Origin of the sequence: Helicobacter bizzozeronii (assembly GCF_900196775.1) — a bacterium.
GTDB lineage: Bacteria > Campylobacterota > Campylobacteria > Campylobacterales > Helicobacteraceae > Helicobacter > Helicobacter bizzozeronii.
This window is the reverse complement of record NZ_FZLB01000016.1, coordinates 1-25,811: the sequence shown is the minus strand read 5'-3', so window position 1 is coordinate 25,811 and position 25,811 is coordinate 1. Positions and strand designations below refer to the sequence as shown.

The 25,811-nt window shown below is 46.6% G+C and carries 22 protein-coding genes; 12 read left to right on the top strand and 10 right to left on the bottom strand.

Going from position 1 to position 25,811, the window contains the following annotated elements:
• Position 1 precedes the first annotated feature (1 nt).
• The 9 genes from C5684_RS02225 to C5684_RS02185 are packed head-to-tail and all read left to right on the top strand — an operon-like array spanning position 2 to position 8,379.
• Entirely contained in the window at positions 2–622 is a 621-nt protein-coding gene (locus C5684_RS02225; protein ID WP_104639287.1) for a hypothetical protein, read from the top strand.
• Positions 619–1,809 carry a hypothetical protein gene (locus tag C5684_RS02220; RefSeq protein ID WP_104639286.1) on the top strand — a complete coding sequence of 397 codons (1,191 nt, stop codon included), beginning with the start codon at positions 619–621 and terminating at the stop codon, positions 1,807–1,809. The genes C5684_RS02225 and C5684_RS02220 overlap by 4 nt, the downstream gene beginning before the upstream one ends.
• Positions 1,806–2,447: a type III pantothenate kinase gene (locus C5684_RS02215; protein WP_104639285.1), complete on the top strand. Its 642-nt coding sequence runs from the start codon at positions 1,806–1,808 to the stop codon at positions 2,445–2,447. The genes C5684_RS02220 and C5684_RS02215 overlap by 4 nt, the downstream gene beginning before the upstream one ends.
• A 35-nt stretch (positions 2,448–2,482) precedes the next feature.
• Positions 2,483–3,151 carry a sulfite exporter TauE/SafE family protein gene (locus C5684_RS02210; protein WP_233708629.1) on the top strand — a complete coding sequence of 223 codons (669 nt, stop codon included), beginning with the start codon at positions 2,483–2,485 and terminating at the stop codon, positions 3,149–3,151.
• Positions 3,151–3,675 carry a D-glycero-alpha-D-manno-heptose-1,7-bisphosphate 7-phosphatase gene (locus C5684_RS02205; protein ID WP_104639283.1) on the top strand — a complete coding sequence of 175 codons (525 nt, stop codon included), beginning with the start codon at positions 3,151–3,153 and terminating at the stop codon, positions 3,673–3,675. Before C5684_RS02210 ends, C5684_RS02205 begins: the two co-directional genes overlap by 1 nt.
• Before the next feature lie 40 nt (positions 3,676–3,715).
• Complete coding sequence (gene rfaD, locus C5684_RS02200; protein ID WP_104639282.1) at positions 3,716–4,684, top strand: ADP-glyceromanno-heptose 6-epimerase; 969 nt, start codon at positions 3,716–3,718, stop codon at positions 4,682–4,684.
• Positions 4,684–6,141 carry a D-glycero-beta-D-manno-heptose-7-phosphate kinase gene (rfaE1, locus tag C5684_RS02195; protein WP_104639281.1) on the top strand — a complete coding sequence of 486 codons (1,458 nt, stop codon included), beginning with the start codon at positions 4,684–4,686 and terminating at the stop codon, positions 6,139–6,141. Before rfaD ends, rfaE1 begins: the two co-directional genes overlap by 1 nt.
• Complete coding sequence (gene gmhA, locus C5684_RS02190) at positions 6,111–6,680, top strand: D-sedoheptulose 7-phosphate isomerase (protein WP_013891211.1); 570 nt, start codon at positions 6,111–6,113, stop codon at positions 6,678–6,680. The genes rfaE1 and gmhA overlap by 31 nt, the downstream gene beginning before the upstream one ends.
• Positions 6,673–8,379 carry a phosphoethanolamine transferase gene (locus C5684_RS02185; RefSeq protein ID WP_104639280.1) on the top strand — a complete coding sequence of 569 codons (1,707 nt, stop codon included), beginning with the start codon at positions 6,673–6,675 and terminating at the stop codon, positions 8,377–8,379. The genes gmhA and C5684_RS02185 overlap by 8 nt, the downstream gene beginning before the upstream one ends.
• Positions 8,380–8,416: 37 nt before the next feature.
• On the opposite strand, the gene C5684_RS02180 is transcribed toward C5684_RS02185, so the two are convergent.
• Genes C5684_RS02180 through dnaE form a run of 3 tightly spaced genes read right to left on the bottom strand, consistent with a single transcriptional unit; the run spans position 8,417 to position 13,777 of the window.
• Positions 8,417–9,430, bottom strand: coding sequence for an oxidoreductase (locus tag C5684_RS02180; protein WP_104639279.1), 1,014 nt, complete (start codon positions 9,428–9,430; stop codon positions 8,417–8,419).
• Positions 9,423–10,178: a pseudouridine synthase gene (locus C5684_RS02175; RefSeq protein ID WP_199764470.1), complete on the bottom strand. Its 756-nt coding sequence runs from the start codon at positions 10,176–10,178 to the stop codon at positions 9,423–9,425. The genes C5684_RS02180 and C5684_RS02175 overlap by 8 nt, the downstream gene beginning before the upstream one ends.
• Positions 10,178–13,777 carry a DNA polymerase III subunit alpha gene (gene dnaE, locus C5684_RS02170; protein ID WP_104639277.1) on the bottom strand — a complete coding sequence of 1,200 codons (3,600 nt, stop codon included), beginning with the start codon at positions 13,775–13,777 and terminating at the stop codon, positions 10,178–10,180. The genes C5684_RS02175 and dnaE overlap by 1 nt, the downstream gene beginning before the upstream one ends.
• Before the next feature lie 160 nt (positions 13,778–13,937).
• Here dnaE and typA point away from each other — a divergent pair, with 160 nt between their 5' ends.
• Both typA and C5684_RS02160 read left to right on the top strand, forming a co-directional pair.
• Positions 13,938–15,740 carry a translational GTPase TypA gene (gene typA, locus C5684_RS02165; protein ID WP_104639276.1) on the top strand — a complete coding sequence of 601 codons (1,803 nt, stop codon included), beginning with the start codon at positions 13,938–13,940 and terminating at the stop codon, positions 15,738–15,740.
• Between the two features lie 10 nt (positions 15,741–15,750).
• Positions 15,751–18,111: a ribonucleoside-diphosphate reductase subunit alpha gene (locus C5684_RS02160; protein ID WP_104639275.1), complete on the top strand. Its 2,361-nt coding sequence runs from the start codon at positions 15,751–15,753 to the stop codon at positions 18,109–18,111.
• A gap of 6 nt (positions 18,112–18,117) precedes the next feature.
• On the opposite strand, the gene C5684_RS02155 is transcribed toward C5684_RS02160, so the two are convergent.
• From C5684_RS02155 to C5684_RS02145, 3 genes are read right to left on the bottom strand one after another with little or no spacing between them, the layout of a single operon-like run.
• Positions 18,118–18,945, bottom strand: a complete 828-nt coding sequence (locus C5684_RS02155) for a DNA-methyltransferase (protein ID WP_104639274.1) — start codon at positions 18,943–18,945, stop codon at positions 18,118–18,120.
• Positions 18,935–19,771: a type II restriction endonuclease gene (locus tag C5684_RS02150; RefSeq protein WP_104639273.1), complete on the bottom strand. Its 837-nt coding sequence runs from the start codon at positions 19,769–19,771 to the stop codon at positions 18,935–18,937. Before C5684_RS02150 ends, C5684_RS02155 begins: the two co-directional genes overlap by 11 nt.
• Positions 19,772–19,781: 10 nt before the next feature.
• Positions 19,782–21,092, bottom strand: coding sequence for an NCS2 family permease (locus C5684_RS02145; protein ID WP_104639272.1), 1,311 nt, complete (start codon positions 21,090–21,092; stop codon positions 19,782–19,784).
• Positions 21,093–21,180: 88 nt separating this feature from the next.
• Here C5684_RS02145 and tilS point away from each other — a divergent pair, with 88 nt between their 5' ends.
• Positions 21,181–22,227: a tRNA lysidine(34) synthetase TilS gene (tilS, locus tag C5684_RS02140; protein WP_104639271.1), complete on the top strand. Its 1,047-nt coding sequence runs from the start codon at positions 21,181–21,183 to the stop codon at positions 22,225–22,227.
• On the opposite strand, the gene ybeY is transcribed toward tilS, so the two are convergent.
• From ybeY to C5684_RS02120, 4 genes are all read right to left on the bottom strand, one after another.
• Positions 22,184–22,552: an rRNA maturation RNase YbeY gene (gene ybeY / locus C5684_RS02135; protein ID WP_407645755.1), complete on the bottom strand. Its 369-nt coding sequence runs from the start codon at positions 22,550–22,552 to the stop codon at positions 22,184–22,186. The two genes, tilS and ybeY, sit on opposite strands and share 44 nt — an antisense overlap.
• A 96-nt stretch (positions 22,553–22,648) precedes the next feature.
• Positions 22,649–23,545: a hypothetical protein gene (locus C5684_RS02130; RefSeq protein ID WP_013891199.1), complete on the bottom strand. Its 897-nt coding sequence runs from the start codon at positions 23,543–23,545 to the stop codon at positions 22,649–22,651.
• Positions 23,546–23,571: 26 nt separating this feature from the next.
• Positions 23,572–24,717: a hypothetical protein gene (locus C5684_RS09450; RefSeq protein WP_158650174.1), complete on the bottom strand. Its 1,146-nt coding sequence runs from the start codon at positions 24,715–24,717 to the stop codon at positions 23,572–23,574.
• The coding region (locus C5684_RS02120) for a hypothetical protein (protein WP_233708628.1) at positions 24,701–25,811 on the bottom strand (1,111 nt) is incomplete at its 5' end. The genes C5684_RS02120 and C5684_RS09450, both read right to left, overlap by 17 nt.

The window sequence follows — 25,811 nt, the reverse complement described above, 5'->3', positions numbered from 1 at the left end:
AATGGATATTAAAAAAAATCTCAAACAAGTTCAAGAGGAGTTTAGGGGCGATGAGAAACTTTTAGAGAGTGCTTTTCGCCTAGAGAAACTCTACCACAAATACAAGTATGTTCTGCTGGTGGTGGTGGTGGGGGTGGTGCTTTGGGTGGCTTATATGAAGTTTTTAGAACACAAGCAAGAGAAAAAAAACCAAGAGATCACAGCCGTTTATAACGAGGTGTTGCAAAACCCCAACAATGTGGCTGTTTTAGATCGGCTTAAAACAACCTCTCAAGAACTCTACGATCTCTACACCTACGCCCAAGCCCTCAAAAGCCAGGACAGCCAAGCCCTTTTAAAGCTTGAAAATTCGCCAAACTCTCTAGTGCGAGCCCTAGCCACTTACTACTACGCCTCTTACCAGAAAGATTTAAAAACCTTGCAAACGCTTAATTTACCCAAAATGCAAGACTTGATCGCCTTGCAAAAAGCCTATTTGCTCTACAAAGAACACAAACAACCCCAAGAAATCCAAAAAGTTTTGGGCATAATCGATCCCACATCCAGCCTTTATCAAGTTGTGAGTATCCTCAAGCACTACCCCGCTCAGGGCGTGCAAGGGGTCAGTAAGGCTAAGCCATGAGGGGGGTTTTTTGGGTTGTTTTGCTCTCTTTAATCTTTTTTGGGTGCAATGCGCGTAAAAATTTCACCCCCCCCGCCTCTAAGGTCAAGGGCGATCTTTCCTTTAGCCACCCCTTGAGCGATAGCATTGTTTTCACCAACCGCTATGGGGCGATCTTAAAAAATGGGGGTGTGATCGACTTAGAGGGCATCACGCCCTTAAAGTTAGGCAAAGATTTAGATAAAGAGACCTCTTTTTTGAACCAAAGCCAAGATTACTACATTTTAGCGCGGGATTGTTGGCGCACCCCCCAAGAGAGTAAGACCAAAGCCCCCAAGAAAAAAATGAAAGCCCTCACGGACAAGCAAGCCCAAACAGAGATCGTAGAGAACATCGAAGCCATCGATCAAAATGTGATCTTACACGATCGTTGCCACCATTTAGAACTTGTGGCGATCTCTAGTGCCAAGGCCTCGATTCTCATCCCCTTAGATGCCTATCCTTTGAGCGCTAATCTCAAAAAGGATCGCCTAGCCATTGTTACAGCGGATAATTCTGCCAACATTTATGACACCAAGACCAAAAAGCTCATTTTTAGCGAAAAAGGCTCTTCAAGTGCGGCAATCAACTCTTTGGTGGCCGCCCCGGTGTTTTTGGATACGGTAGTGGTCTTCCCCATGTTAGATGGGCGTTTGTTGGTGGTGGATGTGAGCGCAAAAGAACCACGCGTGGTGCGTAATATCGTGCTCAATAGCGAGAAGTTTTTTAATAATGTGATCTATCTAAAGGTGCAAGATGAAAACATGTTTGCGGCTACAGGTAAGCGTTTGGTTGCCGTCATCTCTGGGCAAGAATTTAACTTTGATGCGGACATTGTAGATGTGCTCTACCATAACCACCATGTTTATGTGCTGACCTTAGATGGGCGTATTTTACAGATGGATCAAACCCTCAATGAAAAGAGCATGGAGGAGGTCAAATTGCCCTTTGCGATCCTCAATTCTTTGGTGGTAACCGATAAAAAACTCTTCACCCTAGAAAGACAGGGCTACTTGGTGGAGGTGAATTTAGAACAATTCAATGATTACCGCGTCTATCGCCTCAAAGGGATTTCTAAAAGCTTTTTAGGCAAGCTAGATAAGATGAGCTTTTATAGCAAGGATAAGATTTATTATGATCGCGCCTATTTGGATTTGAGCCACCCATGATTTTGTGCGACATTGGCAACACGCATTTGCATTTTTACAATGGTTCTAGGGTGTGGAAAAATAGCCCCAATGCCCTAGATACTAGCAAGCTCAAGGGCGATTTGTATTATATTAGCGTGAGCCCCAAAAATGAGGAGCTCTTGATTAAGGCTCACCACCCTTGCTATAACATCGCCTCTTTATTGCATTTAGAGAGTGCTTATGAGGGTTTGGGTGTGGATCGCAAGGCGGCATGTTTGGGCTTGGGGCTTAAAAGTGGGGTGGTGATCGATGCGGGGAGTGCTATTAGTATCGATGTGCTCAATCAGGGCGTGCATGTGGGTGGGGTGTTATTACCCGGGTTTGGGGCTTACCAACAAGCCTATACAAGTATCTCTAAAGTGCTGGATCACCCCATCAATGTGCGCGTGCCCCTAGATCATCTCCCTAAAAACACCGCCCAAGCCCTGAGTTTTGGGGCTTTAAAATCGGTGTTATTAGTGCTTAATGAGATCATCGGGGATCAAAAGGCTTATTTTACCGGAGGGGATGGGAAGTTCTTAGCCTCGTTTTTCCCCCAAGCCATTTATAATGAATTATTGGTTTTTGAGGGCATGCAACATGCTATCGCCCAGGAATTAGAGAACCTCAAATCTTAATGGAGCTTCTAGCCTATTTTATCAATGGCTCTTTAATGTCTTTGGGGCATTGTGTGGGGATGTGCGGGGGGATTGTGCTGGCTTATTGCCAAAGCAAATTCAACCCCACCACCTCTTTAAAACAACAAATACTAGGGCATGCCCTCTACTCTTTGGGGCGTATCAGCATGTATGTTTTGGTGGGAATCTTAGCCTCTTTGGGTTTTAGAGGGTTTTTAGAATGGGCTAGCCATGTGTGGGATTTGGATCGCACGCATTTACAAGCCATTATTTTTATCGTCATGGGCGTGCTGATGGTGGGTTTTGCGTTGGGCTACACCCTGAGATTGAAAGCCAATCTTGGCATGGGTTTTTTAAAGAGCCTCTTTAGAGCCACTTTGGGCGCGCCCAAAATTTCTAGTCTGTATGTTTTGGGCTTGATCAATGGGCTTTTGCCCTGTTCTATGGTCTATTGGTTTGTATTAAGTGCCCTAGCCCAGCCTAATGCCATGCGTTCTTTGGAGGTGTTATTGACTCTGGGTCTAGCGACCTTCTTGCCCATGTTTGTCTTTGGCGTGCTCTTGGGGCAGTTTTTAAACTCTGCTCTTAGGGCTTTATTCATGAAACTTGCCTTTTTGATGATGCTAGGCTTTGGGGGTTATAACATTTACATGGGCGTGGTGATGTTACAAGGGTACGCCCACCACATGCACATGGGGCATTGATGGGGCAAAGGGCGTTGTTTTTGGATCGCGATGGGGTGATTAATGTCAATAAGGGTTATGTGTCCCACCCATTGGATTTTGAGTTGATCCCCGGAATTTTAGATGTTTGCAAAAGGGCTAAGGATTTGGGTTATCTCTTGATCGTGGTAACCAACCAATCAGGCATCGCCCGGGGGTATTATACCCCACAAGATTTTTTAGCATTAAATGCCTATATGCAAGCGTTGTTGCGCGCCTATGGGGGGGTTAGCTTGGATGCCATTTATCACTGCCCCCATCTGCCCGGTGCGCGCTGTGCTTGCCGCAAACCCAATTTAGGCATGCTTGAACTTGCTCTGCGTGATTTTAAGATCGATTTGAATCAAAGTATCATGCTAGGCGATCAATGGAGCGATATGCAATTTGGCTTGGGTGGTGGGTTTGGGATCAATCTTTGGCTTAAGCCCAATAGTTGCTTTTTGCCCCATAGAAGGCTTTTTAAAGTGGATCATCTCCAGCAGGTCCTAGAGTTTTTAAAGCTCTAAGCTTGGCTTGTGTGTTATAATCCTAGCAGAAAGGACTGGCATGGCATATATCCCTAATACCTTAGAAAATAAAACGATTGTGATCACTGGGGGGGCGGGCTTTATTGGGAGCAATTTAGCCTTTTATTTCCAAAAGCACCACCCCGGGGCGCGCGTGATTGTTCTAGATCGCTTTAGAGGTGGAGAGCCCAATAGTTTGGGGCATTTTAAAAACTTAATTGGCTTTGAGGGCGAGATCATCAGCGCAGACATCACACACAATTTAAACCCGCTCAAAAGAATCGAATTTGATTACCTCTTCCATCTAGCGGCTATCTCGGACACCACCAACACCAACCAACAACTGGTGATGCAAACCAACCACCATGCGTTTTTGAAAATCTTAAGAATTGCGGCAAAACAAGAGGCGCGGGTGATCTATGCGTCCTCAGCTGGGGTTTATGGCAACACAAATGCGCCTAACCGCGTGGGTTTTGATGAAGTGCCAGAAAATATCTATGGCTTTTCCAAGTTGCACATGGATAAAAGTGCGCTGAGTTTCGCCCAAGAGAGTTTCATGCCCATTGTGGGCTTGCGCTATTTTAATGTCTATGGTCCGGGGGAATTTTACAAGGACAAAAGTGCCTCCATGATCTTACAACTGGGCTTGCAAGCCATGCACCATCAAGAAGTGAAGCTTTTTGAGTTTGGGGAGCAACAGCGCGACTTTGTCTATATCGAAGATGTGATCCAAGCCAGCGTTAAGGCGATGGTGGCAGCCAAGAGTGGGGTTTATAATGTGGGTTATGGCATGGGGCGTAGTTATAATGAGATTGTGGAGATTTTGCAAAAGGAATTGGGGGACTTCAAGGTCAATTACATCAAAAACCCCTATTCCTTTTTCCAAAAACACACCTGTGCGGACATCCAAGCCACGCATGCCGATTTGGGCTATGCCCCCATTTACAACCTTGAGCAGGGGATTCAAGCTTACCTGCCCGTGATCAAAAAATACGCCAACCTTAGTTGATGTTAGATGCATTCTTAAGCCCCCCCGCCACTCCACCCCATATTTTGGTCGTGGGCGATCTCATTGTGGATCACTACATTTGGGGCACTAGTGACAGACTCTCCCCAGAAGCCCCCGTGCCCGTTGTGAAAGTGCAAAAGGAAACTTACAGCTTGGGGGGGGCTGGGAATGTGGCGGATAATTTGATCGCCCTAGGGGCACGGGTGAGCTTGTGCGGGGTGGTGGGGGCTGATGAGCCCAGAGGGTGGCTTTTAAACAAATTAGCCCAACTTAATATCTCCACTGCTGGGGTCTTAAGCGATCCTAACCGCCCCACTTCGTTAAAAAGCCGTGTGATGGTGGGCAAACAACAAGTCTTGCGTATTGATTGTGAAAGCCAAGAACCCTTGAGCCCTGAGCTCGAACAAGCGATCTTGAATCTAGCCAGCTCCTTGTTGCAAACCGCTAATGCGTTGGTGCTCTCTGATTACAATAAGGGGGTCTTGGGCGCGTCCTTGTGCCAAGCCTTGATCGCTTTAGCCAACAAGGCTAAAAAGCCCATTTTGTGCGATCCTAAGGGCGTGGATTATTCCAAATACAGCCATGCAAGCCTTATCACCCCCAATAAAAAAGAAGCCCAGATCGCCACAAGGCTTGAAATCACAGATGATGCCAGTTTGCAACAAGCCCTAGAGCATTTTAAGACACACCAGCACATTAGCACCCCTTTAATCACCCTAAGCGAACAGGGCATGGCGTTTTTGGATCACCACCAATTAGTGAAAATCCCCACCATCGCCAGAGAGGTCTATGATGTGAGCGGGGCGGGCGATAGCGTGATTGCCGCTTTAGCCTTTTGTTTGGCTTTGGGCTATGATTTGCACCAAGCGTGTTTGTTTGCCAATGCCAGCGGGGCGGTGGTGGTGGGCAAGGTGGGGAGTGCCCGGGCTAGTTATGCGGAGGTGCTTGAATTTTTGCAACGCCACTACCACCAAGGGCAAAAAATCTTGGATCGCCACGCCCTCAAACCCCTTTTACAAGCCAGCCGCCCTAAGCGGGTGGTTTTCACCAATGGGTGCTTTGATCTCTTGCATAGAGGGCATGTCTATTATCTGCAAGAGGCTAAAAAGCTGGGGGATATTTTGGTTGTGGGCTTAAATAGCGACTCTTCGGTGCGCGCCCTCAAAGGGGCAAGCCGCCCCATTCACGATCAAGCTAGCCGTGCCTTTATCTTGGCTGGGCTGGAATGCGTGGATTTTGTGGTGATTTTTGAGGAACAAACACCCTTAGATCTCATCAAAACCCTTGAGCCTGATATTTTAGTCAAGGGGGGGGATTATCAAGGTCAAGAGGTGGTGGGGAGTGATTTAGTAGAACAAGTGGTTTTAATCGATTTTGTCAAAGGCAACTCCACCACAAATATTATCCATAAAATACAAGGAATGGCATGCAAGACTTCATCCAACAAGAATTTTTAGCCCACATACAGACCGCTCAAGAGAGTTTGCAGGCTTTGAGCTTCCCCTTAGAGCAAAGCGTGCATGCGTTGGTGGGCACGCTGCAAAAGGGGGGTAAGATTTTGATTGCGGGCAATGGGGGGAGTGCTGCTGACTCACAGCATTTTGCTGCCGAACTGACCGGGCGTTACAAGAGGGAAAGAGCGGGTTTGCCCGCCATCGCCCTGAGCACGGACACCTCAGCCCTAACCGCCATTGCTAATGACTATGGTTACGATCGGGTTTTTGCTAGGCAGGTGGAGGCTTTGGGGCAAAATGGGGATTGTTTTGTTGGCATTTCTACTAGTGGCAACTCGGCTAATATCCTCTTAGCCCTGCAAAAAGCCCAAGAGTTGGGTTTAAGCACTTTGGGCTTAAGTGGTCGGGGCGGGGGTAAAATGCGCGCTTTATGCGATTTTAATCTCATTGTGCCCAGCACAGACACCCCCAGAATCCAAGAGATGCATATTTTGCTCATCCACATGCTTTGCGATCAAATTGAGAGGGCGTTTTGTGGGTAGGGTTGTTTTAGACAACCGCTTTTTGTTGATGTGGCTAGCCCCTATGGTAGCGGGCTTGTTTTCTCCCTATGCTCGGGGATTAAAGCACTTGATCGCCTTTGAGGGCAAGATTGCCTTTTATGGGTTTTTTGTGCTTTATTCATTTTATGCCCTCTTTGCCTTGATCAAATCCCCCCTCGTGGTCAAAATTCTTAAAAATACGCTACTGGTCCTCAGTGTTTTATTTGCTTTGGTGCATTTCTTTTTAGCCCGTTATTTTGACATGCTCTTAACGCCTAGCACGATTGACACGATCTTAGCCACCAATCTTAAAGAGAGTCAGGCTTTTTTTCAAGGTATGGTCCTTCCCCATAGTGGGGTTTTGTTAGGAGCGTTGGCTCTTTGTGGGTTGTTTCTCTATTTTGTGCGCTTTAACATATCCCTTGAAACTAAAACCCAACGCATTTTAGTTGCGGTCTTTGTGTTGGGGATTGGTGCCCATGCAATTAAACTGTCCTACACAAGTGGGGGCGTGATGGCAACAAGAGGCTTTGCTCGAATCCCCTATGGTGTGTGCGAAACAACCCAGCGTGTGATTCCCCTTATCAGAGAAGCCCATGCGATCTATACCAGCCTCAAAGAATATGGCAATAACCAAGCCATTTTACAGGCCATTAGAGAACCCCTCCCCAAAGACTATTTAAAAGTGGATGATAACAGCGTGCCCAATGTGGTTTTGATCGTGGGGGAGAGTGCCTCGCGTAATTTTATGGGAGTCTATGGTTATCCGGTCCCCAACACACCCTTTTTAAGTGGCTTAGCAGAGAGAGAGAGAGAGAGAGAGAGAGAGAGATCGCAAAATTTATTCGTGTTTAAAGATGCCATCTCCCCTTTTGCCTACACGATCGCTACTTTCAAGGCCCTCTTGAATTACAGCGATGTAGAAAACCACTCTGTGCCTTGGTATGATCAAAAAAACATCGGAGATATTTTCAATGCTGTAGGTTACAAGACTTTTTGGTTGGATAATCAAGAACGCGAGCAACTGGCAACCACCAATGTTTTTAGCCTTCTGTCCGATCGTTTTGGTGAGCGGATATGGACTAATTTTGGAGGCTATGATCAAGCCCTCATAGATACTTTTAACATGCGGATTAGGGCGCAGTTAGGGAGCAAAAATCTTGTTCTTTTCCACTTGGTGGGCAGTCATTACTTCTACCAAGACCGCTTCCCCCCATCTTACGCCAAATTCACCCCCAAAGACATTCCCTATCAGGGTTTGCATGTCCAAAATGACAAAGACAAGCAAATTATCGCCGATTATGTCAATTCGATCTACTACACCGATCACATCTTAAAAGAGATTTTTGATCTTTTTAAAGACAAAGATGCGATTATCTTTTATCTCTCCGACCATGCTCAAGATAATTTTGAGAGCACCACAACCTACGCACACCGCTGTTCGACCTATGGCGTAGAGATTCCCTTTGTAATCTATGTTACTGACACTTTCAAACAAAAATACCCCGATAAAGTCAAGGCTATTGCTGGGGCGGTCAATAAACCTTTCATGAGCGATGATCTGATTCACTCACTTTTGCCTTTGGTGGGGATTCACACGAAGGACAATTTAGAATCTAAAAACCTCTTTAGCCCGCAATTTGACACTAAGAGGAAAAGAATTTATTGTGGGGATCGGTTGTATGAGGGGAAACCTTAAAAGGGGAGGAGGTTTTAAGCCTCCTTCTTCCAAGCTCCTACAAATACACCATCCTAGCATAGGGTTTAGGAATATCGATCTCTTGCCCCAAACTTAACGCAGCGTTAAAGCACCAAAAGGGGTTTTTGAGTAACGCCCTAGCTAGATAGATCGCATCCACCGCTTGGCTGCCCACCAATCTTTGCGCCATCTTGGGCTCTTCAAGCAACCCACCCCCGATGGTGGGTTTGCCCAAAGCCTCTTTTAAAAACAAGGCATAGGGGATTTGATAGCCCGGATAAGTCTTAATAGGGGCTTCCACCACGCCCCCAGAGCTCACATCCAAAGCGTCATAAAGGGGACTTAGAGGTTCTAAGAGTTGTGCCAAAGTTTGGGGGGTGTTGCCCTGTGTGTGGTAGTCGGTGGCGGACACGCGCACTAAAATGGGTAAATCGATGGCTTCTCTTAGGGCTTGCAAGATTTCTTGCAAGAGCAACGCCCGATTTTTGCCATAGGCATCGCTTCTTTGGTTAGCAAGAGGGGATAAAAAACTGCTGATCAAATACCCATGTGCAGCATGGATTTCTAGCGCATCAAAGCCCGCTTGTTTTGCCCTAAGCCCGGCTTGTTTAAACTCTAAAATGACTTGTTTGATGTCGCTTGTGTCCATCTCTTTGGGCATGGCACATTGTTCATTAAAACGCAGCGCAGAGGGGGCTAAAAGCGGGGTGTCTTTAAGTTGCCCCTTTCTGCCTGCATGCCCGATTTGTAACGCCACCTTAGAGCCGTATTTGTGGCATTCTGCTACAATTTTAGCCAAGCCCTCTACATGCCCCTCCTCATAAATGCCTAGATCGCCCGGATCGATTCGCCCCCCAGCACTCACTGCCGCCACTTCAAAGATGATCAAGCCCACTTGCCCGATCGCGCGGGCTGTGTAGTGGTGGGCGTGCCATTCGTTGGTGTAGCCATTGATCGCGCTGTATTGATCCATCGGTGCCATCACCACGCGGTTTTTCAGCTCCAAATTTCTGATTTTCCACGGGCTAAATAATAAAGTCTTCTTATGCATGTTCTGCTCCTTCTAAGAATTGGTGTAAATGCCGATACTCTTTGGGATTCAAGTAGCGAGTCTTGCCCACAGGCAAGGCATTTAGATGGGCAAATCCAAAACGCACCCGCTTTAAGTCTAGCACGGGGGTTTTAAAATAAGCAAAAAAACGGCGGATTTCTCTATTTTGCCCCTCGCAAAGAGTCAGCTTGAGTTTAGAATAATGCCGGTGGTTTTTGATGATATGACAAGACATGGGGGCTAGATACATGCTCTCTAGCTTGCTCTTAGGGTGTGCGCCCCCAAGCCCCTTAATCTCAATGCCATTTTGCATAGCCTCCAACATGCGCGCCCCCACACTCCCCTCAATTTTAACCAAATACTCACGCTCTAGTTGGCTGTGCATCAAGGCATCCACCACCATTTTACTATCGCTTAGTAGCAAGAGCCCACTAGAGGCAAAGTCCAAACGCCCAACGGGCGTAAAATGGCGGTATCGTGTCTCTAGGCTCTCAAAGATGGTCCGCCTGCCCCGATCATCGCGCAAGCTCACCAGCTCGCCCTTGGGCTTGTGGTAAATCACCACGCTAAAATGCTGGGATTTGGGGCGTAAAAGCTGGGAATTAATAAAAATCTTATCTTTGGGCTTAAAGGGTGTGGTGAAAGTGGCTAGGGTGTGGTTGATTTTGACCTGCCCATCAGCGATAAGCCGATCGGCTTGGCGGCGCGAACAAGGGAGATTGTGGGCGATGAATTGGTTTAGGCGCATTAGAGGTCTAACCATTCATAGGCTTGGAAACTCTGCTTGATCGCACTATTGACTTTAAGGGCGGTGTTGAATTTAAAGCGTTTGTCTTGATCGTGAAAAATCAGCGATAGAGCACGCTCGCCCTTGTGGCTTTGGGCGGCATCTTTAAGTTGTGCAAAGAGTTCTAAAGATACGCTAGTATCCAGCACGATAGATAAGGGGATGTGCTGTTCATCTTGGCAGGTGAGCAAGCAACTAGAATCGGTTTGAAAATCTTTGGCAATGTCTAAGGGTTGGGGCATTTGCACCTCCTCTGGGTTGTTTTTGTAGCGTGCTTTGGGGATTTTGACACCCTTGATATTCTCTAGGGTATCCATCTCTAAGAGCCGTAAGCGCGCGACCTCTTCTTGTTCCTCGATCTTGCATTTAAAGGCTAGGGGCTGTTCTATATTGAGCGTATCTAGGGCATTAAGCTGTTTTTCAAACAACATCAACTCAAAACGCCCTGATAAATCTACAATCGACACATACCCATAGGGTTTTTGGCTCTTCTTACTCAATTTGCGTTTGATCTCTAAAATCTTACCCACAAACACCGCTTGTGAGCCAATCTCCATGCGGGGAATATCCACGCTCTTAGCCACATTTTTTAACGCCTTGATGGGGTCTTTAAACCCATCTAAAGGGTGTCCAGAAAAATAAAGCCCCATGCACTCGTATTCATAATTTAAAAGCGTGTTGCTGTCATATTCCTCATAGAATTTTAAATCCAAGTTTGCTTTTTCATGCGTTTCTTGCTGGGAGAATAGCCCCGCGCGCATTTGGGCATTGGTTTTGTCTTTTCTGCGCCCCTCATCGCAAATCGCATCTAAATTTTTTAGCATGGTGTGGCGGTTATAGCCTAGTCCATCCAAACTTCCGGATTTAATCAAGGGTTCTAAAATGCGTTTGCTAAATTTGGAAAAATCTAACTTGCTGATCAAATCCTCCAAATTTTTAAAGACTCCGTGTTTTTCACGCATTTCCACTAAAGCCCCTAGCGGTCCCTCGCCCGCTCCCTTGATCGCCTCTAACCCAAAGATGATGATCTTATCTTTTTTGCGTTGTTCGACCTTAAAACTCACATCGGAATGATTGACATGGGGGCGTTCAATGGCAATCCCCATAGAATTAGCTTCCTCCACATAACGCGCCACTTCCTCAATGTGGCGGCACTCACTACTGAGCATGGCCGCCATGAACTCGTGCTTGTAGTGGGTTTTCAAATAAGCCGTTTGGAAAGTGAGCATGGCATAGGCAACCGAGTGGGATTTATTAAAGCCATAGCCGGCAAATTTGACAATGAGATCAAAGAGTTCGCCCGCCTTTTGCACCTCATAGCCCTTTTTTTGCGCGCCCTCCACAAACTTAGCCCGATTAGCCGCCATGATGCTGGCATCTTTTTTACCCATCGCACGCCTGATCAAATCCGCTTCGCCCAAAGAAAAGCCCGCAATGCTCTGCACAATTTGCATCACCTGTTCTTGGTAGATGATGGTCCCATAAGTGGGGCGTAAAATGGGCTCTAGGGCTTCAAACATATAGGTGATGGGTTCATGCCCATGTTTGCGGTTGACAAAATCATCGACCATGCCCGACTCCATAGGTCCGGGGCGCCCCAAAGCGATGATAGCGACAATATCCTCAAAGCTGGAAGGGCGTAGCCGTTTGTTTAGGGTTTGGAACATCCCGGACTCGATTTGGAATATCCCAATCGTGTTGCCCTCTTGGATCGTGGCATAAACCTGTGGATCGTTCATATCCACGCCTAAGAGATCGATTTTTTGGTGGCTGTATTTTTCAATGATCTTTAGGGTGTCATGGATCACGCTCAAAGTCTTAAGCCCCAAAAAGTCAAACTTAATCAAGTCAATGGCTTCTAAATATTTCATGGAATACTGGGTAACAATGCCCCCCGTGCGCTCACTGGTATAAAGCGGGGTTTTATACCACAGCTCGCGCTCACTATCCACCACCAAAGCAGCCGCATGTTTGCCTGCCGAGCGGTTGAGATTTTCCAAACGCAAGGAAAAATCCCAAACCTCTTTGGCAAGTTTATCGCTCTCTATGAGTGTTTTGATCTTGGGCTCTAGATCAAAGGCTTCTTGCAAAGTGATCCCTAATTTATTGGGGATGAGTTTTGCCATCTCATCGGCTTGTTTATAGGGCATGTCTAGCACCCGCGCCACATCGCGGATCACCCCTTTAGCCAGCATTTTATTGAAGGTGATCACTTGGGCGACATTGTATTTGCCATACTTGTTAATCATATAGTCCAACATCTCGCCCCGCCGTTTTTGGCAAAAATCCGTATCAATATCAGGCATGGACACGCGATCGGGATTTAAGAATCGTTCAAACAACAGATCGTATTTGATGGGGTCAATATCAGTGATTTGCAAACAAAAGGCGACCAAACTGCCTGCTGCACTGCCCCGCCCCGGACCCACAGGAATCCCATTTTCACGCGCATGCCTGATAAAATCCCACACAATCAGCATGTAGCCGGGGAATTTCATCTCATTGATGATCTTGATTTCGTATTCTAGCCGCTCTTGATAAAGGGCATGTTGGCTAGGATCAACCCGTTCCAAACGCTTTTTAAGCCCCTCTCTGGATTTATAGGCAAAGTAAGCCCCGTCGTCCTCTAAGTCCAGCCCCTCCTCTTGGGCGTATTGCTGGGTGAATTTAAAACGCGGGGGTGTGGGCGGGTTGGCATCATTTTTTAAATCCAACTCCAAATGGCACTTATGGGCGATCTCTTGGGTGTTTTGCAGGGCTTCAGGGATGTCTGCAAAGAGTTTAGCCATCTGCTCAGGGGTTTTGATATAAAACTCATGCACGGAGTGTTTTAAGCGGTTTTCATCATTTAAGGTCTTACCCATCGCCACGCACATGGCGACCTCTTGCGCACTGGCATCCTCTTTGTTGGTGTAGTGGGTGTCATTAGTGGCAATGAGCTTAATGCCCGTTTCTAAGGATAATCTAATGAGTTGCTCATCAATAAAAAGCTGGTCGGCAATGCCATGGCGCATGATCTCCATGTAAAAATCATCCCCAAAAATCTCTTGGTATTCCTCTGCCACCCTCTTAGCCCCATCATAGCCCTTAGCCCCATATTGTTTATTTTTAGGGTTATTGGTGTTTAAATGCCAGTTGATCTCCCCTTGCAGACACGCACTCGAACAGATGATCCCCTTAGATCGCTCCCTTAAGAGCTTTTTATTGATACGGGGGTAATAATAAAACCCCTCTAAAAAAGCTTGTGAGCTCAAATACATCAAATTGTGATAACCCTCTAAATCTTTGGCATACAAGCAAAGATGGAAGCGTTGCCTTGATTGTTTGTCGCCCAAGTTTTGGGCATTGTGCAAGTAGGTTTCAATCCCAATAATGGGCTTGATTCCCTCTTTTTTCATGCATGTATAAAAGTCAATCGCGCCAAACATGTTCCCATGATCGCTCATGCTCACACTCTCCATGCCCAACTCTTTGATCTTTTGGGCTAGGGTCTTGATCTTATTAGCCCCATCTAAAAGCGAATACTCGGTGTGCAAGTGTAAATGGGTGAATTGTTGCATGTGTGTCCTTTATCCCATGCTATTACAGGCGGACTTAAAAATCAAGTCTAAAAAACCCTACATGGAACCACGCTTACCCTAGACTTTTCAGACACTACCCCTTAAGTAAAGTTTGGTTATACTAGCCCCTCAAAAATCCAAAAAATAGGATCAGGCTCGCATGTCAAGCATTAGAAACATCGCTGTTATTGCCCATGTCGATCATGGAAAAACCACTTTGGTGGATGGTTTGCTCACCCAATCAGGCACTTTTGGTGAGCGCGACAAGATTGATGAGCGCATGATGGATAGCAACGACTTAGAAAGGGAGCGGGGAATCACGATTCTTTCTAAGAACACGGCGATCCACTACAAGGACACCAAAATTAATATTATTGACACCCCCGGACACGCCGATTTTGGGGGCGAAGTGGAACGGGTGTTAAAAATGGTCGATGGCGTGTTGCTCTTAGTGGATGCCCAAGAAGGCGTGATGCCCCAGACTAAATTTGTGGTCAAAAAGGCGTTGAGTTTTGGATTATGCCCCATTGTGGTGGTCAATAAAATTGACAAGCCCGCTGCCGAGCCCGACCGGGTAGTCGATGAAGTCTTTGACTTGTTCGTGGCAATGGGGGCAAGTGATACCCAGCTAGATTTCCCGGTTGTCTATGCGGCTGCACGCGATGGCTATGCCATTAAAGACTTGGGTGATGAGAGAAAGAGTTTAGAACCCTTGTTTGAAACCATTCTCTCCCATGTGCCCGCTCCCAGCGGAGAGGCAGATCAACCCTTGCAAATGCAGATTTTCACTTTGGATTATGATAACTATGTTGGCAAGATCGGCATTGTGCGGGTGTTTAATGGGCAGATCAAAAAGGGGGACATGGTCGCCCTTTATAAGAGCGATGGGAGCAAGGAGAGCGGGCGCATTACAAAACTAATTGGCTTTTTAGGCTTGGCTAGAATGGAGATTGAGCAAGCACAAGCGGGCGATATTGTCGCTATAGCGGGCTTTAATGCGATGGATGTGGGCGATAGCGTGGTCGATCCCAATAATCCCCAGCCCCTTGATCCCATGCACCTAGAAGAGCCCACCATGAGCGTGGTGTTTGCCATCAATGATTCTCCCCTAGCCGGCACTGAGGGCAAGCATGTTACTGCCAATAAACTCAAAGATCGCCTACTCAAAGAAATGCAAACCAACATCGCCATGAAATGCGAGGAAATGGGCGAGGGCAAATTTAAAGTGAGTGGGCGGGGGGAATTGCAAATCACCATCTTAGCTGAGAATTTGCGCCGTGAGGGCTTTGAGTTTAGCATCTCCCGCCCTGAGGTCATCGTTAAAGTGCAAGATGGGGTAAAGCTCGAGCCCTTTGAGCACTTGGTGATTGACACCCCCCAAGATTTTAGCGGGGCGATCATTGAGCGCTTAGGGCGGCGCAAGGCGGAGATGAAGGCGATGAATCCCATGAATGATGGTTATAGCCGTTTAGAATTTGAGATTCCAGCAAGAGGGCTGATTGGCTATCGCTCTGAGTTTTTAACGGACACCAAGGGCGAGGGGGTGATGAATCACTCCTTTTTGGAGTTCCGCCCCTTTAGTGGGAGTGTGGAGTCGCGCAAAAACGGGGCGTTGGTGAGCATGGAAAATGGGGAGGCGACGGCGTTTTCTCTGTTTAATATCCAAGAGCGGGGCACGCTCTTTATTGGGGCGCAAACTAAGGTCTATGTGGGCATGGTGATTGGCGAGCACAGTCGGGATAATGATTTAGAGGTCAATCCCATTAAATCCAAGCACCTAACCAACATGCGTGCCAGTGGGAGCGATGATGCGATCAAGCTCACCCCCCCAAGACTGATGGCACTTGAGCGCGCTTTAGAGTGGATTGAAGAAGATGAACTGCTGGAGGTTACGCCCCTAAACTTGCGTATCCGCAAGAAAGTTTTAGACCCCACAGCGCGCCGCCGTGTCAAAAAATCTTAGAGGGAATGCCATGCAATTATCTGTTACCAAACGCAATGGGTGTGTTGAGCCTTTAGACACAGAAAAAATCCGCAAGTATTTAAAAGATGCCACAGAAGGCTTAGAGGGGATCAATAAGAATGTCTTGGAATTAGAAGTCAATCTTTATTTTAAAGACAGAATCAAAACGCAAGATATTCCTAAGACCCTAATCAAAATGGCAGTGGATAAAATCGATGTGGATGCGCCTAATTGGAGTTTTGTTGCGGCTAGATTATTTCTTTACGATCTTTACTACCAAGTGAATGGCTTTAGGGGCTATGCGCATTTGAGGGACTATTTTAAGAGGGGCGAACAAGAAGGGCGTATTGCGCTGGGTTTTAAAGATAAGTTTGATTTAGAACAACTCAATGGGGCACTAGCACCTGAGCGCGATTTGCAATTCAACTATTTGGGGATCAAAACCCTTTATGATCGCTACTTGCTCAAAGATTCTCAGGGTAACCCCATTGAACTCCCCCAGCACATGTTCATGGCGATTGCGATGTTTCTAGCCCAAAATGAGAGCGATCCCAATGCACGCGCTTTGGAGTTTTACGGGGTGTTGAGCAAGTTTGAGCTGATGTGCGCCACGCCCACGCTGGCTAATGCCAGAACGCCCAACCACCAACTCAGCTCTTGCTATGTGGGCTCAACCCCCGATAACATTGAAGGGATTTTTGATAGCTATAAAGACATGGCTTTACTCTCTAAATATGGCGGGGGGATTGGCTGGGATTTTAGCCAAGTGCGTTGTTTAGGGAGCTACATTGATGGGCATAAAAGTGCGAGTGCGGGCGTGATTCCGTTTTTAAAGATTGTCAATGATGTCGCCATTGCAGTCGATCAACTCGGCACACGCAAGGGAGCGATTGCGGTTTATTTAGAAATTTGGCACATGGACATTTTGGAGTTTATCGACCTGCGTAAAAATAGCGGGGATGAACGCCGTAGAGCCCATGATCTCTTCCCTGCCCTCTGGATTTGCGATTTATTTATGGAGCGCGTAGAGCAAGATGGGGTTTGGACTCTCTTTGATCCGTATGCTTGCCCCGATCTGACCCAGTGTTACGGGGCTGCATTTAGACAAAAATACCTAGATTACGAGCAAGACCCTACCATCCCTAAGGAAAAAATGAACGCTAAGACCTTGTGGCGAAAAATCCTCACCAATTATTTTGAGGCGGGTTTGCCCTTTTTGGGCTTTAAGGATAATGCCAACCATGCTAACCCCAATGCCCATGTGGGGCTGATTCGCTCCTCTAATCTTTGCACCGAGATTTACCAAAACACCAGCGCGGGGCATTACCGCATGCGTGTGGAATTTGAGGGGGGGGATTGCGTGTTTTTTGAGGAACAAGCAGAGGTTAGCACCGATGCGGGCGTGTCTAAAAAAGCCAATAAACTCACCAGTAATGATTGCTTGGGGGGTAAAAAAATCTTCATGGCGACTAAGGTCCCTGAAGAAGGCACGCTTGCCGTGTGTAATTTGGCTAGCTTGAATTTGAGTAAAATCAACACCCCAAAAGACATTGAACGGGTCGTGCCTATTGCGGTGCGGATGTTGGATAATGTGATTGATTTGAACTTTTACCCCACCGCTAAGGCAAAGAACACGAATTTAAAAAGCCGTGCGATTGGGCTAGGCGTGATGGGCGAGGCGCAAATGTTAGCCCAAAATCAGATCAAATGGGGGAGTGTGGAACACAGAACCAAGATCGATCAAGTCTTGGAGAAAATGAGCTATGAAACCATTTTAGCAAGCTCCAATCTTGCCCAAGAGCGGGGGAGTTACACCCATTTTGAGGGCTCGGAATGGAGTAAGGGGGTTTTCCCTATGGATAAAGCCAAACCAGAAGCCTTAGAGTTAAGCCCCCATGCCCTGATGTGTGATTGGGCTAGCCTCAAGGCACGGGTGCAAAAACAAGGGCTTAGAAATGGGTATTTGATGGCGATCGCCCCTACAAGCTCGATTTCTATTTTAGTGGGCACGACTCAAACCATCGAACCCATTTACCAAAAAAAATGGTTTGAGGAAAATCTAAGCGGGATGATCCCGGTTGTGGTGCCTAATTTAAACCTAGAAACTTGGAATTATTACACTTCCGCCTATGACATCGATCCTAAGGATATTGTCCGCTTGGCTGCTGTGCGCCAAAAGTGGATCGATCAAGGGCAGAGCTTGAATCTCTTTTTACGCCCCCAAGAGGCTAGCGGCAAACTCTTGCATGAAATCTACCACCTCGCATGGAAACTCGGACTCAAATCCACCTACTATCTACGCACCCAAAGCCCTAGTCTAGATGATAAAAGCGTGTTGGATCGCTCCGTTGAGTGCCACCATTGCCAGTAATCCAGTTTAGCAAAGCTCCAAATCCTTGATCTTGGAGCGTATGCTCTCAAAATGCGTTTGTAATGCCTTGCGCCGTTGGATACTCAACTCAATAAAGTCGCTCTCTTTTTCCATGCCCACAAAAGCACGCCCCAACAAATTAGCCGCAATGCCCGTTGTGCCCGAGCCACTAAAGGGATCGCCAATGAGCGAGTCTGGATGGCTTGCCATTAAAATCAAGCGCACCAAGAGTCTTAAGGGCTTTTGGGTGGGGTGTTTGCCCTGCTTTTTTTCCCAAGGGGCGATGGCGGGCAGAACCCATACATCGCGCATTTGCCGATTCTCATTGATTTTTTTTAAGTGTTCGTAATTAAAAATATGCTTGTGCTTGGGGCTTTTTCTAGCCCAAATGATCTGTTCGCTTGAATGGGTCAGATAACGGCAACTAAAATTGGGGGGTGGGTTGCTCTTTTGCCAAGTGATGAGGTTTAAAATTTTAAAGCCTAGTTCTTGCAAGCTGAGCCCGAGTGAAAAGAGATTGTGGTGGGTGGCACTGATACAAATGCTCCCCCCGGGTTTGAGCGCACCTTTAGCGGCTTTGAGCCACGCCATATTAAAAGCGTGCATGCTCTCTAAGTCCTTGCTTTGATCCCAATGCCCCTTATCCACGCTCACAATCTCCCCACTTTGGATACTCAGCCCCCCATTGGAGAGAAAATAGGGCGGATCGGCAAAGATAAAATCAAAGCGTTCGGGCATTTGCTTTAAAATCGTGTTGCAATCAGCTTGGTAGAGCGTGAAGGGGGCGAGTTTGTCCGCACTCTCAAAAGTGGGTGCTTGCAGGCTAGAATCCATTTTGCACGCCTTTAATGAAGTGATCCACATGGGCAAGATTATAAAGGCACACGCTTTTATACGCCTCTTCTAATTTGTTTTGGCAAGAAAGCCAGCCCTGCCCATCGGTGATCCACACAAAATATTTCCCCTCCAAGCCCTCAAAACGCGGGGCGAGTTCTTGATAAGCCCGTGCCACCTCATTAAGCTTGCTCCCCGCACTGGTGTAAAAATTACACTCCACAAAATACAGACCTTGTTTGCCCAAGATCACAAAGTCAAATCGCTTTACATCTTCCCCAAAAAGCCTATGCAAGTCCGGATAGTGCTTAACGCTCACTTGTTGGCTAAATTCCAAATGCGCATGTTTAAACATGTCCCTCAAATGGGCTTCCATAGCAAACCCACCCCGATTCTTGCGTGCGTTGCTATCCAGCCCGACCTCAACGTCCAAGATAAAATCATCTAAATCTTTAATTTTGCGGGTGCTAAAAAGTTCTAAAAGCCCGCTTTGGCAGAGAAAAGCGCAAATTTTTTCTGGGCTTTGCAAATAGCCACTTAAGGGCTTCTCCTCTTGCTTTGGGGTTAAAACGATCTCTTGGGCGTTGCGCATAGCCAGCAAGAGGGGCAGGGCTTGGAAGGCTTGGGGGTTTTGATCAAAGAGGGCTTGGACTTTGGATTCTAAATGGGTGGGACTCACCCCCAAGAGGTTATTTAAAACCCGCAAAGACACACGGAGGGCGTGGCGTTTTTCTAAGCATTTTTGCCAATCCACAAAAAAATCCAGCGTGCGGTTGGTTTTTTTAAGCGTTTTGACAAAACAATCAAAGGGGAGGGCATTTTTCATGGACCAATCCTCAATGCTTAGCATCTAGGATGAATTGCAGGATAAAGAGAATCATAAAAATATACAAAAGGGGATGCACCTCTTTAAACTTGCCCCGACAGATTTTAATGAGCGGATAGAGAATGAGCCCTGCGCCCACGCCATTGGTGATACTATAAGAGAGGGGAATCCAAAAGAGCACAAAAAAGGCAGGCAAGGATTCCTCTAAATTATGCCAATCAATTTGCCCCAAATGGCTCATCATCAAAAAACCCACCACGATCAGGGCAGGGGAGGTGATAGCGGGCATACTGGCTAAAACTTTGGCTAGGGGGGCTAAAAAGAGCATGCCCACAAACAAAAGAGCGATCACCACGCAAGTAAAGCCCGTGCGCCCGCCCACACTCACCCCCGTGCCCGATTCGATGTAGGCTGAGGTGGGCGAAGTGCCCACAAGCGCGCCCAAAGTGCTGGCAAGCGCATCGGCAGATAACGCCGCTTTGGCATTGGGAAAACGCCCATTTTCAAGCAAGTTAGCTTGTTTGGCAACGCCAATCATCGTAGCGGTGGTGTCAAAGAGCATGATCAAAAAGAAAGTGAATATCACCGCGCTTAAATTGGGCTTGAATGCGCTTAAAATATCTAGTTTTAAAAAAGTGGTGTGGGTGTGGGTGGGGAGTTCTAAGAGGTGATCGGGGAGTTGGATATGCCCTAGAAAAAAACTCAGTAGAGCGGTGATGAACATACCCCAAAAGATCGCCGCCTTGATGTTGTAAATCATCAAAACAAGGGCAACAAGCAGACCCAGTAAAGACATATAAGCGATTGGGTGGGCAAAATTGCCTAAAGTCACCAAAGTAGCCGGTGAGGCAACAATCAAATGGGCATTTTGCATGCCAATAAAGGCAATAAAAAGCCCAATCCCCGCACTCATGCCCGCTTTTAACGAATTGGGAATCGCCTCAATCAGAGCCTGCCTAAAGCCTGTCAAAGAGAGGGCTAAAAAGATGAGCGAGGCTAAAAACACGCTCCCCAAAGCGCTCTGCCAAGAAATGCCCATGCCAAGAACGATCACAAATGTAAAATAAGCGTTCATCGCCATACCCGGGGCAATGGCGATGGGGTAATTGGCTAGCAAGCCCATAATGAGCGTGCCCACCACCGAAACTAAAATAGTGGCGATAAAGACCCCCTCAAAATCCATCCCCGTTTTTTGCAAAATTGCGGGATTGACCACCAAAATATACGCCATTGTAACAAAGGTCGTGATGCCAGCGGTGATCTCGGTGCGTAAATTGGTGTGCCGTTCTTTAAATTGGAAAAAACGCGCTAAAGCTTGCATGGCTTGCTCCTTATGGATTTAGTGGCTTTCATGTTAGAATGGAGCAAAAAGGCAAATTCTAATGGATTTTGCTTAAGATGGGGCTTAAATGATCGTCTTAGAAGGCTTGGAGTCTTGGCACAATAAGCGGTGTTTGTTGGGCTTTTCAGGCGGGGGGGATAGCGTGGCATTGTTTTATTTGTTATTAGAACAGGGCGTGCGTTTTGATCTAGCCATCGTGCATTATGCCCTGCGCGATCAAGCCCACCTAGAGGTGCAATATGCCTTAAAATTAGGGCGACAACATGCTAAAAGCGTGCATGTGTGCTATGCGCCCCTAAGGGGAGGGAATTTGGAAGCGCGCGCACGCACACGCCGTTATGCCTTTTTTGCACGCCTAAGCCTTTTATTTGGCTATGAATGCGTGATCTTAGCCCACCACCTCAATGACAAACTCGAATGGTTTTTAATGCAACTTGCACAAGGGGCGAGTTTGCAAACTCTCTTAGGATTTGAAGCCCTAGAGAATAGAGATCGCTACACCCTAGCACGCCCACTCCTTTACACCCCCAAAAGCACGCTTAAAGACTATTTGCACGCCCATAACTACCGCTATTTTGAGGATCACAGCAATGCTAATCTGCGCTTTAAACGCAATGTCTTTAGGCATGCCTTAAGCGATGTGTTTTTAAATCTCAAGGGCACGCCTCAGGGCTTAAAACGCAGTTTTGAGGCTCTACACGCCGAAAAAACCCAGCTCTACCCCCCCATTAAGATGATTTGCATAGCGGGGGTGTGGGTGTTTAAAGAGAATAACCAAAATGTCTATTACATCGATCGCCTCTTAAAACGCTTGGGCTATGTGTTGAGCCACTCACAACGCCTAGAGTTAGAACGCCAGCACTTTAACACGATCTTTAGCACCCAAACTAAAATCTATTGTGTGGGGAACTTGGGGGGGGTTGTCTTTGTGGGGGCAAGGGCACACACCAAACCCATAGCTTTACCCAAAATCTATAAAGATCAATGCCGCACGCTTAAAATCCCCAAAACTCTACGCCATGCCCTCTTTAGCCCCCAGTGGCAAGAACATTTAGAAGCGATTAAACAAGCTAAAGGCACTCTGTGCGCGCCATCAAACTTAGGGGTAAATTAAAATGTGTGATGATCTCTTGCTCTAGGGCGCGTTGTTGCCCTTGATCGCATTCATGATCATAGCCTAGTAGGTGCAAGTAGCCATGCACGAATAACAAGGCGATTTCATCTAAGAGTGCATGCCCGCGCGCTTGGCTCTCTTGGATGGCTAAATCTATATTGATCACCACACTGCCTAAGAGTTGTTGGGCGGGCATCTCTATGGGGAAACTCAACACATCGGTGCTTTTGTTGGTGTTTCTAAACTCTTGGTTGAGTTTAGCGATCTGTGCGCTCTCTACTAAGACTAATTCTACATGCCCGGGGCGATTTAAATGCTCCATCATGGGTAAAAGTTTAGGGGTTAGCCAGACCTCTAAATCGGGGGGCAAACTCTCTGGGTGAACCTCACAAATGATCTCAATCACACAAGTAGGCAAGGCTCAGGCTTTGAGTGCGGGGAGTTCATAGTAGGCTGCCCTTTCATTGCCACCCAAGTAATATTGTTCATAAAAATCGGGTGGGATATTGAGCCAACCATCGCTTAGTTTGATTCTTGCAAAATCCAGCGAATAATCGCCAGCACACACAAACATGGTATCGGGTTTGGGTGTGTAATAGTCGCCCTCCGGTTTGATCTGATAACTTGCTAAAAAAGTCTCAAAATCTGCTTGTGAAAAGGAATAACGCCCTCCCGAGCAATCAAGTTCTTCATCTTCTTGAAAAATAGGGCTTGCAAAAAAATAAAGCAAGAGGGCGGGGTAGTGCTTGGGCGTGCCCATCCATAGAGATTTCTTATGTTTGATCGCAAGCCCTCTGAGCACTTCCTTTCTGTCTTTTTCCAGTGCCTCAAAGTGGTGATTAAGCAATTCCACCAAGATCGCCTTACCGCTCTCTAAATCTGGGGCGTTGAGCAAGCGGCTTTTAAGGGCTTGATAGGATTTGGGCTTGCCCTTATTAGCCATGTTGGGTTGAATCGCCTCTTGGATCAATTTTCTAATCAGATTTTCTAACTTGAGTTGCTGGCTTTGGTAACTCTCTAGCTGGGCTTGTTTGTTAGCTAGGGCTTGTTGGCTTTTAAGCACCGCCTCAATGGTCTCCCTCTCCACGCCCACCCCAAAGATTTGGCACAACGCAAAGATAATGTCCGCATCATTTGTGGCGTTAATGGCTAAAACTTGCTCTAGCTCGCTTTGGAGCGTGCGGGATTGTAACCAGCGTTGCAAGGTGTTAGCTTTATAGTGCTCCAACACATCTAAGATGTCAAAATGTTCTTTAAGCTCCTCTAAATTGCGCACCCTATGGTTATCACAATGCAAGACAAATTTAGCTAGTTTCATGGCTATCCTTGATTAAGTAATTTAGGCTACATGCAATACCCGCGTTTTTGGCACAGGGCTAGTAATTTGGCTTGGTAGCCATCTTGCAATGAATCGAGGCTGATGGGGTTTTGGTTTCTAGGGTCATCGCGATCTTGACTATAGATAATTTGTGAGCTTAATACTTGGGTCGAACCATTAGCATTAATTTTGAGATTTTGCGCGCTGTATTGGTGCAAATAAAAATCATTGTAGCCACGCAGTTTAAAAGTTAAGTAGAATTGGCGTTTGATTGTGTCAGAAAGGGTTTTTGCAAACTCCAAAGTCAAGTAACCCTCATTATAGATTGCCCTAACTTCGCCCACGCCCTCCATGCAAAAATGGGCGCGTTGGGTGCGTAAGGTCTTGCCCTCTGTGATGGTAACACAATTTGTGTTGGCGCTAATTTGGTTAGAAATAGAGTAGGTTTGTGTGTTGATCTCTAGGGTTTGTGCCTCTAAGGGTTCCTTAGGCTGGGTTTGGAGTCTGGCTAAAAGCGCATTATTGATCGCAAAGAGGGGGATTTGTTTGGAATTGGGTTGGTTGTAAAAAACTTGTTGGGGGTTGGAAAAATGGCTCAAGTAAAATGTGCCCTCTAAGAGCTGGAAGGATAGATAGATACTGGTTTTGTGTGCGGGGGTGGTGGGTGTAGGGGGTGTTTTCTTAGAGAGGGTGAAACCCACAGAGTTAGCACCATCGGCACTACTGAGCTCTAATTGGTTAAAGCCCTCCAAGCAAAAACCCTTAAAAACTTGCTTTTGGAAAGAAATACCCAAACAGAGGCTGTCTTTTTGTTCCCCATCTTTTTGGCGACTCTCGCCCCGAGAATAAAAGAACGCGTAGGATCGATCGCCAATCTTAAAAGCCTGTTGGTAGTCATCCCCAAAAAAGACATAGTTTGTGTATGCAGACCCCACAAAACCACTCTTAGCAAAAAAATCTTTCATCCATGTAAAGGCTGCCACGCTTTCATCAGAAAAGCAAGATGATCGGCAATCACTCTTTTTAAGCGCGGCATCCATTTGGGTGCGTTTTTTCTCTATCCAGCTTGGGCTGGGTGTGTTGCAAGCAGAAGTGCATGCGTAAGCACAAGAGAGAGTCAAAAAGGATAGAAAAGCTAGGTTTTTCATCTGCACCTCATATACAATACCCATTTTTACGGCATTTTGATAAAAGCTTGGTGATTAAGTCTGCTCTAAAGGAATCCATGCCCATGGGGGCTTGGTGGTTGGGATCGTCGCGATCTTGGCGGTAAATGATTTGGGTTTTCAAAATCTTTTGGATTCCCTGATGGTTGATTTTGACATTTTGGCGGCCTAATTGGTGCAACCAAAAAGCCCCCTTGTCAAATTTAAAGGTGATAAAAAGCTTGTGTTGGAGGGTGCTTTGGGGCATGTTATCAAATTCAAAACGCAAAAAATCCTCTTGGCGTGAAAAATGCACTTGGGTGTATCCAAAAATGCAGAAACTCCCTTTTAAAAGATTTTCTGTCATCTGCACGACCCCCACGCATTTTAAACTTTGTGTCAGATCAGAGTTAGAGGGGCTGGTGTTGATGATGAGGGCGTATTTTTGCCCCCCAAATGAGAGATGAGTTAGGGAATTTGCTTGGATGGGGGATTGGGTAGAAAAAGAACTAAGGACTTTGAGACGCTCCAAAAAGGAGGCGTTAAGAACTGCCATGGGGAGCTTTTGGGCGTTGCTTGGATCGTCTCTGCTTTGCAAATAGAGGATACGGGTTTGATCGCCCATTTTTTCCTCCAAACGCGACAAATAAAAAGTGCCTGAGATGAGGTGGAAAGCAACATCTAAGCTGGAGGTTTGAGGGGCTGTGGGGGTTGGCATAGAGGGCAAGAGTCTTAAGGAAAATTGATCGATTAAAGAGTCGTTTTTTCTCCAAACCACACGCCCAAAGCCCTCCAAACAAAAGCCCTTGTATAATTTGCCCTCAAACACCACACCCACACAGACACTAGACATGCCCTTTTGCCCCCCTGACAAATAAGTTTGCGCATGGGCATAAAGAAAAGTATAGGACTTGCCATGTATGTGGATTGTTTGTTGTTGCTCAATGTCTGAAGAAACTTCGTAATAGTCATAAGTGTTTGCAGACTTTTGGACAAAGTCCCCCGTCCATTGGATGAGCTTATCTCTAGCTTTTAAAGAAGGGGTGGCTTGCAAACAAACCAACCCTAATAAGCATATAAAAACCCACCTCATGCTACATACAATACCCGTTTTCTTTACA

What these genes read in the sequence shown, in the direction of transcription:
- C5684_RS02210 (WP_233708629.1), top strand. Translation starts at nt 2,483, where the DNA reads ATGTCTTTGGGGCATTGTGTGGGGATGTGCGGGGGGATTGTGCTGGCT.
- rfaD (WP_104639282.1), top strand. Translation starts at nt 3,716, where the DNA reads ATGGCATATATCCCTAATACCTTAGAAAATAAAACGATTGTGATCACT.
- C5684_RS02150 (WP_104639273.1), bottom strand. Translation starts at nt 19,771, where the DNA reads ATGAAAAATGCCCTCCCCTTTGATTGTTTTGTCAAAACGCTTAAAAAA.
- C5684_RS02180 (WP_104639279.1), bottom strand. Translation starts at nt 9,430, where the DNA reads ATGCATAAGAAGACTTTATTATTTAGCCCGTGGAAAATCAGAAATTTG.
- gmhA (WP_013891211.1), top strand. Translation starts at nt 6,111, where the DNA reads ATGCAAGACTTCATCCAACAAGAATTTTTAGCCCACATACAGACCGCT.
- tilS (WP_104639271.1), top strand. Translation starts at nt 21,181, where the DNA reads ATGATCGTCTTAGAAGGCTTGGAGTCTTGGCACAATAAGCGGTGTTTG.
- C5684_RS02155 (WP_104639274.1), bottom strand. Translation starts at nt 18,945, where the DNA reads ATGGATTCTAGCCTGCAAGCACCCACTTTTGAGAGTGCGGACAAACTC.
- C5684_RS02225 (WP_104639287.1), top strand. Translation starts at nt 2, where the DNA reads ATGGATATTAAAAAAAATCTCAAACAAGTTCAAGAGGAGTTTAGGGGC.
- C5684_RS02215 (WP_104639285.1), top strand. Translation starts at nt 1,806, where the DNA reads ATGATTTTGTGCGACATTGGCAACACGCATTTGCATTTTTACAATGGT.
- dnaE (WP_104639277.1), bottom strand. Translation starts at nt 13,777, where the DNA reads ATGCAACAATTCACCCATTTACACTTGCACACCGAGTATTCGCTTTTA.
- C5684_RS02145 (WP_104639272.1), bottom strand. Translation starts at nt 21,092, where the DNA reads ATGCAAGCTTTAGCGCGTTTTTTCCAATTTAAAGAACGGCACACCAAT.
- C5684_RS02205 (WP_104639283.1), top strand. Translation starts at nt 3,151, where the DNA reads ATGGGGCAAAGGGCGTTGTTTTTGGATCGCGATGGGGTGATTAATGTC.
- C5684_RS02130 (WP_013891199.1), bottom strand. Translation starts at nt 23,545, where the DNA reads ATGAAACTAGCTAAATTTGTCTTGCATTGTGATAACCATAGGGTGCGC.
- rfaE1 (WP_104639281.1), top strand. Translation starts at nt 4,684, where the DNA reads ATGTTAGATGCATTCTTAAGCCCCCCCGCCACTCCACCCCATATTTTG.
- C5684_RS02220 (WP_104639286.1), top strand. Translation starts at nt 619, where the DNA reads ATGAGGGGGGTTTTTTGGGTTGTTTTGCTCTCTTTAATCTTTTTTGGG.
- typA (WP_104639276.1), top strand. Translation starts at nt 13,938, where the DNA reads ATGTCAAGCATTAGAAACATCGCTGTTATTGCCCATGTCGATCATGGA.
- C5684_RS02175 (WP_199764470.1), bottom strand. Translation starts at nt 10,178, where the DNA reads ATGCGCCTAAACCAATTCATCGCCCACAATCTCCCTTGTTCGCGCCGC.
- C5684_RS02160 (WP_104639275.1), top strand. Translation starts at nt 15,751, where the DNA reads ATGCAATTATCTGTTACCAAACGCAATGGGTGTGTTGAGCCTTTAGAC.
- C5684_RS09450 (WP_158650174.1), bottom strand. Translation starts at nt 24,717, where the DNA reads ATGGGTATTGTATATGAGGTGCAGATGAAAAACCTAGCTTTTCTATCC.
- ybeY (WP_407645755.1), bottom strand. Translation starts at nt 22,552, where the DNA reads ATGATGGAGCATTTAAATCGCCCCGGGCATGTAGAATTAGTCTTAGTA.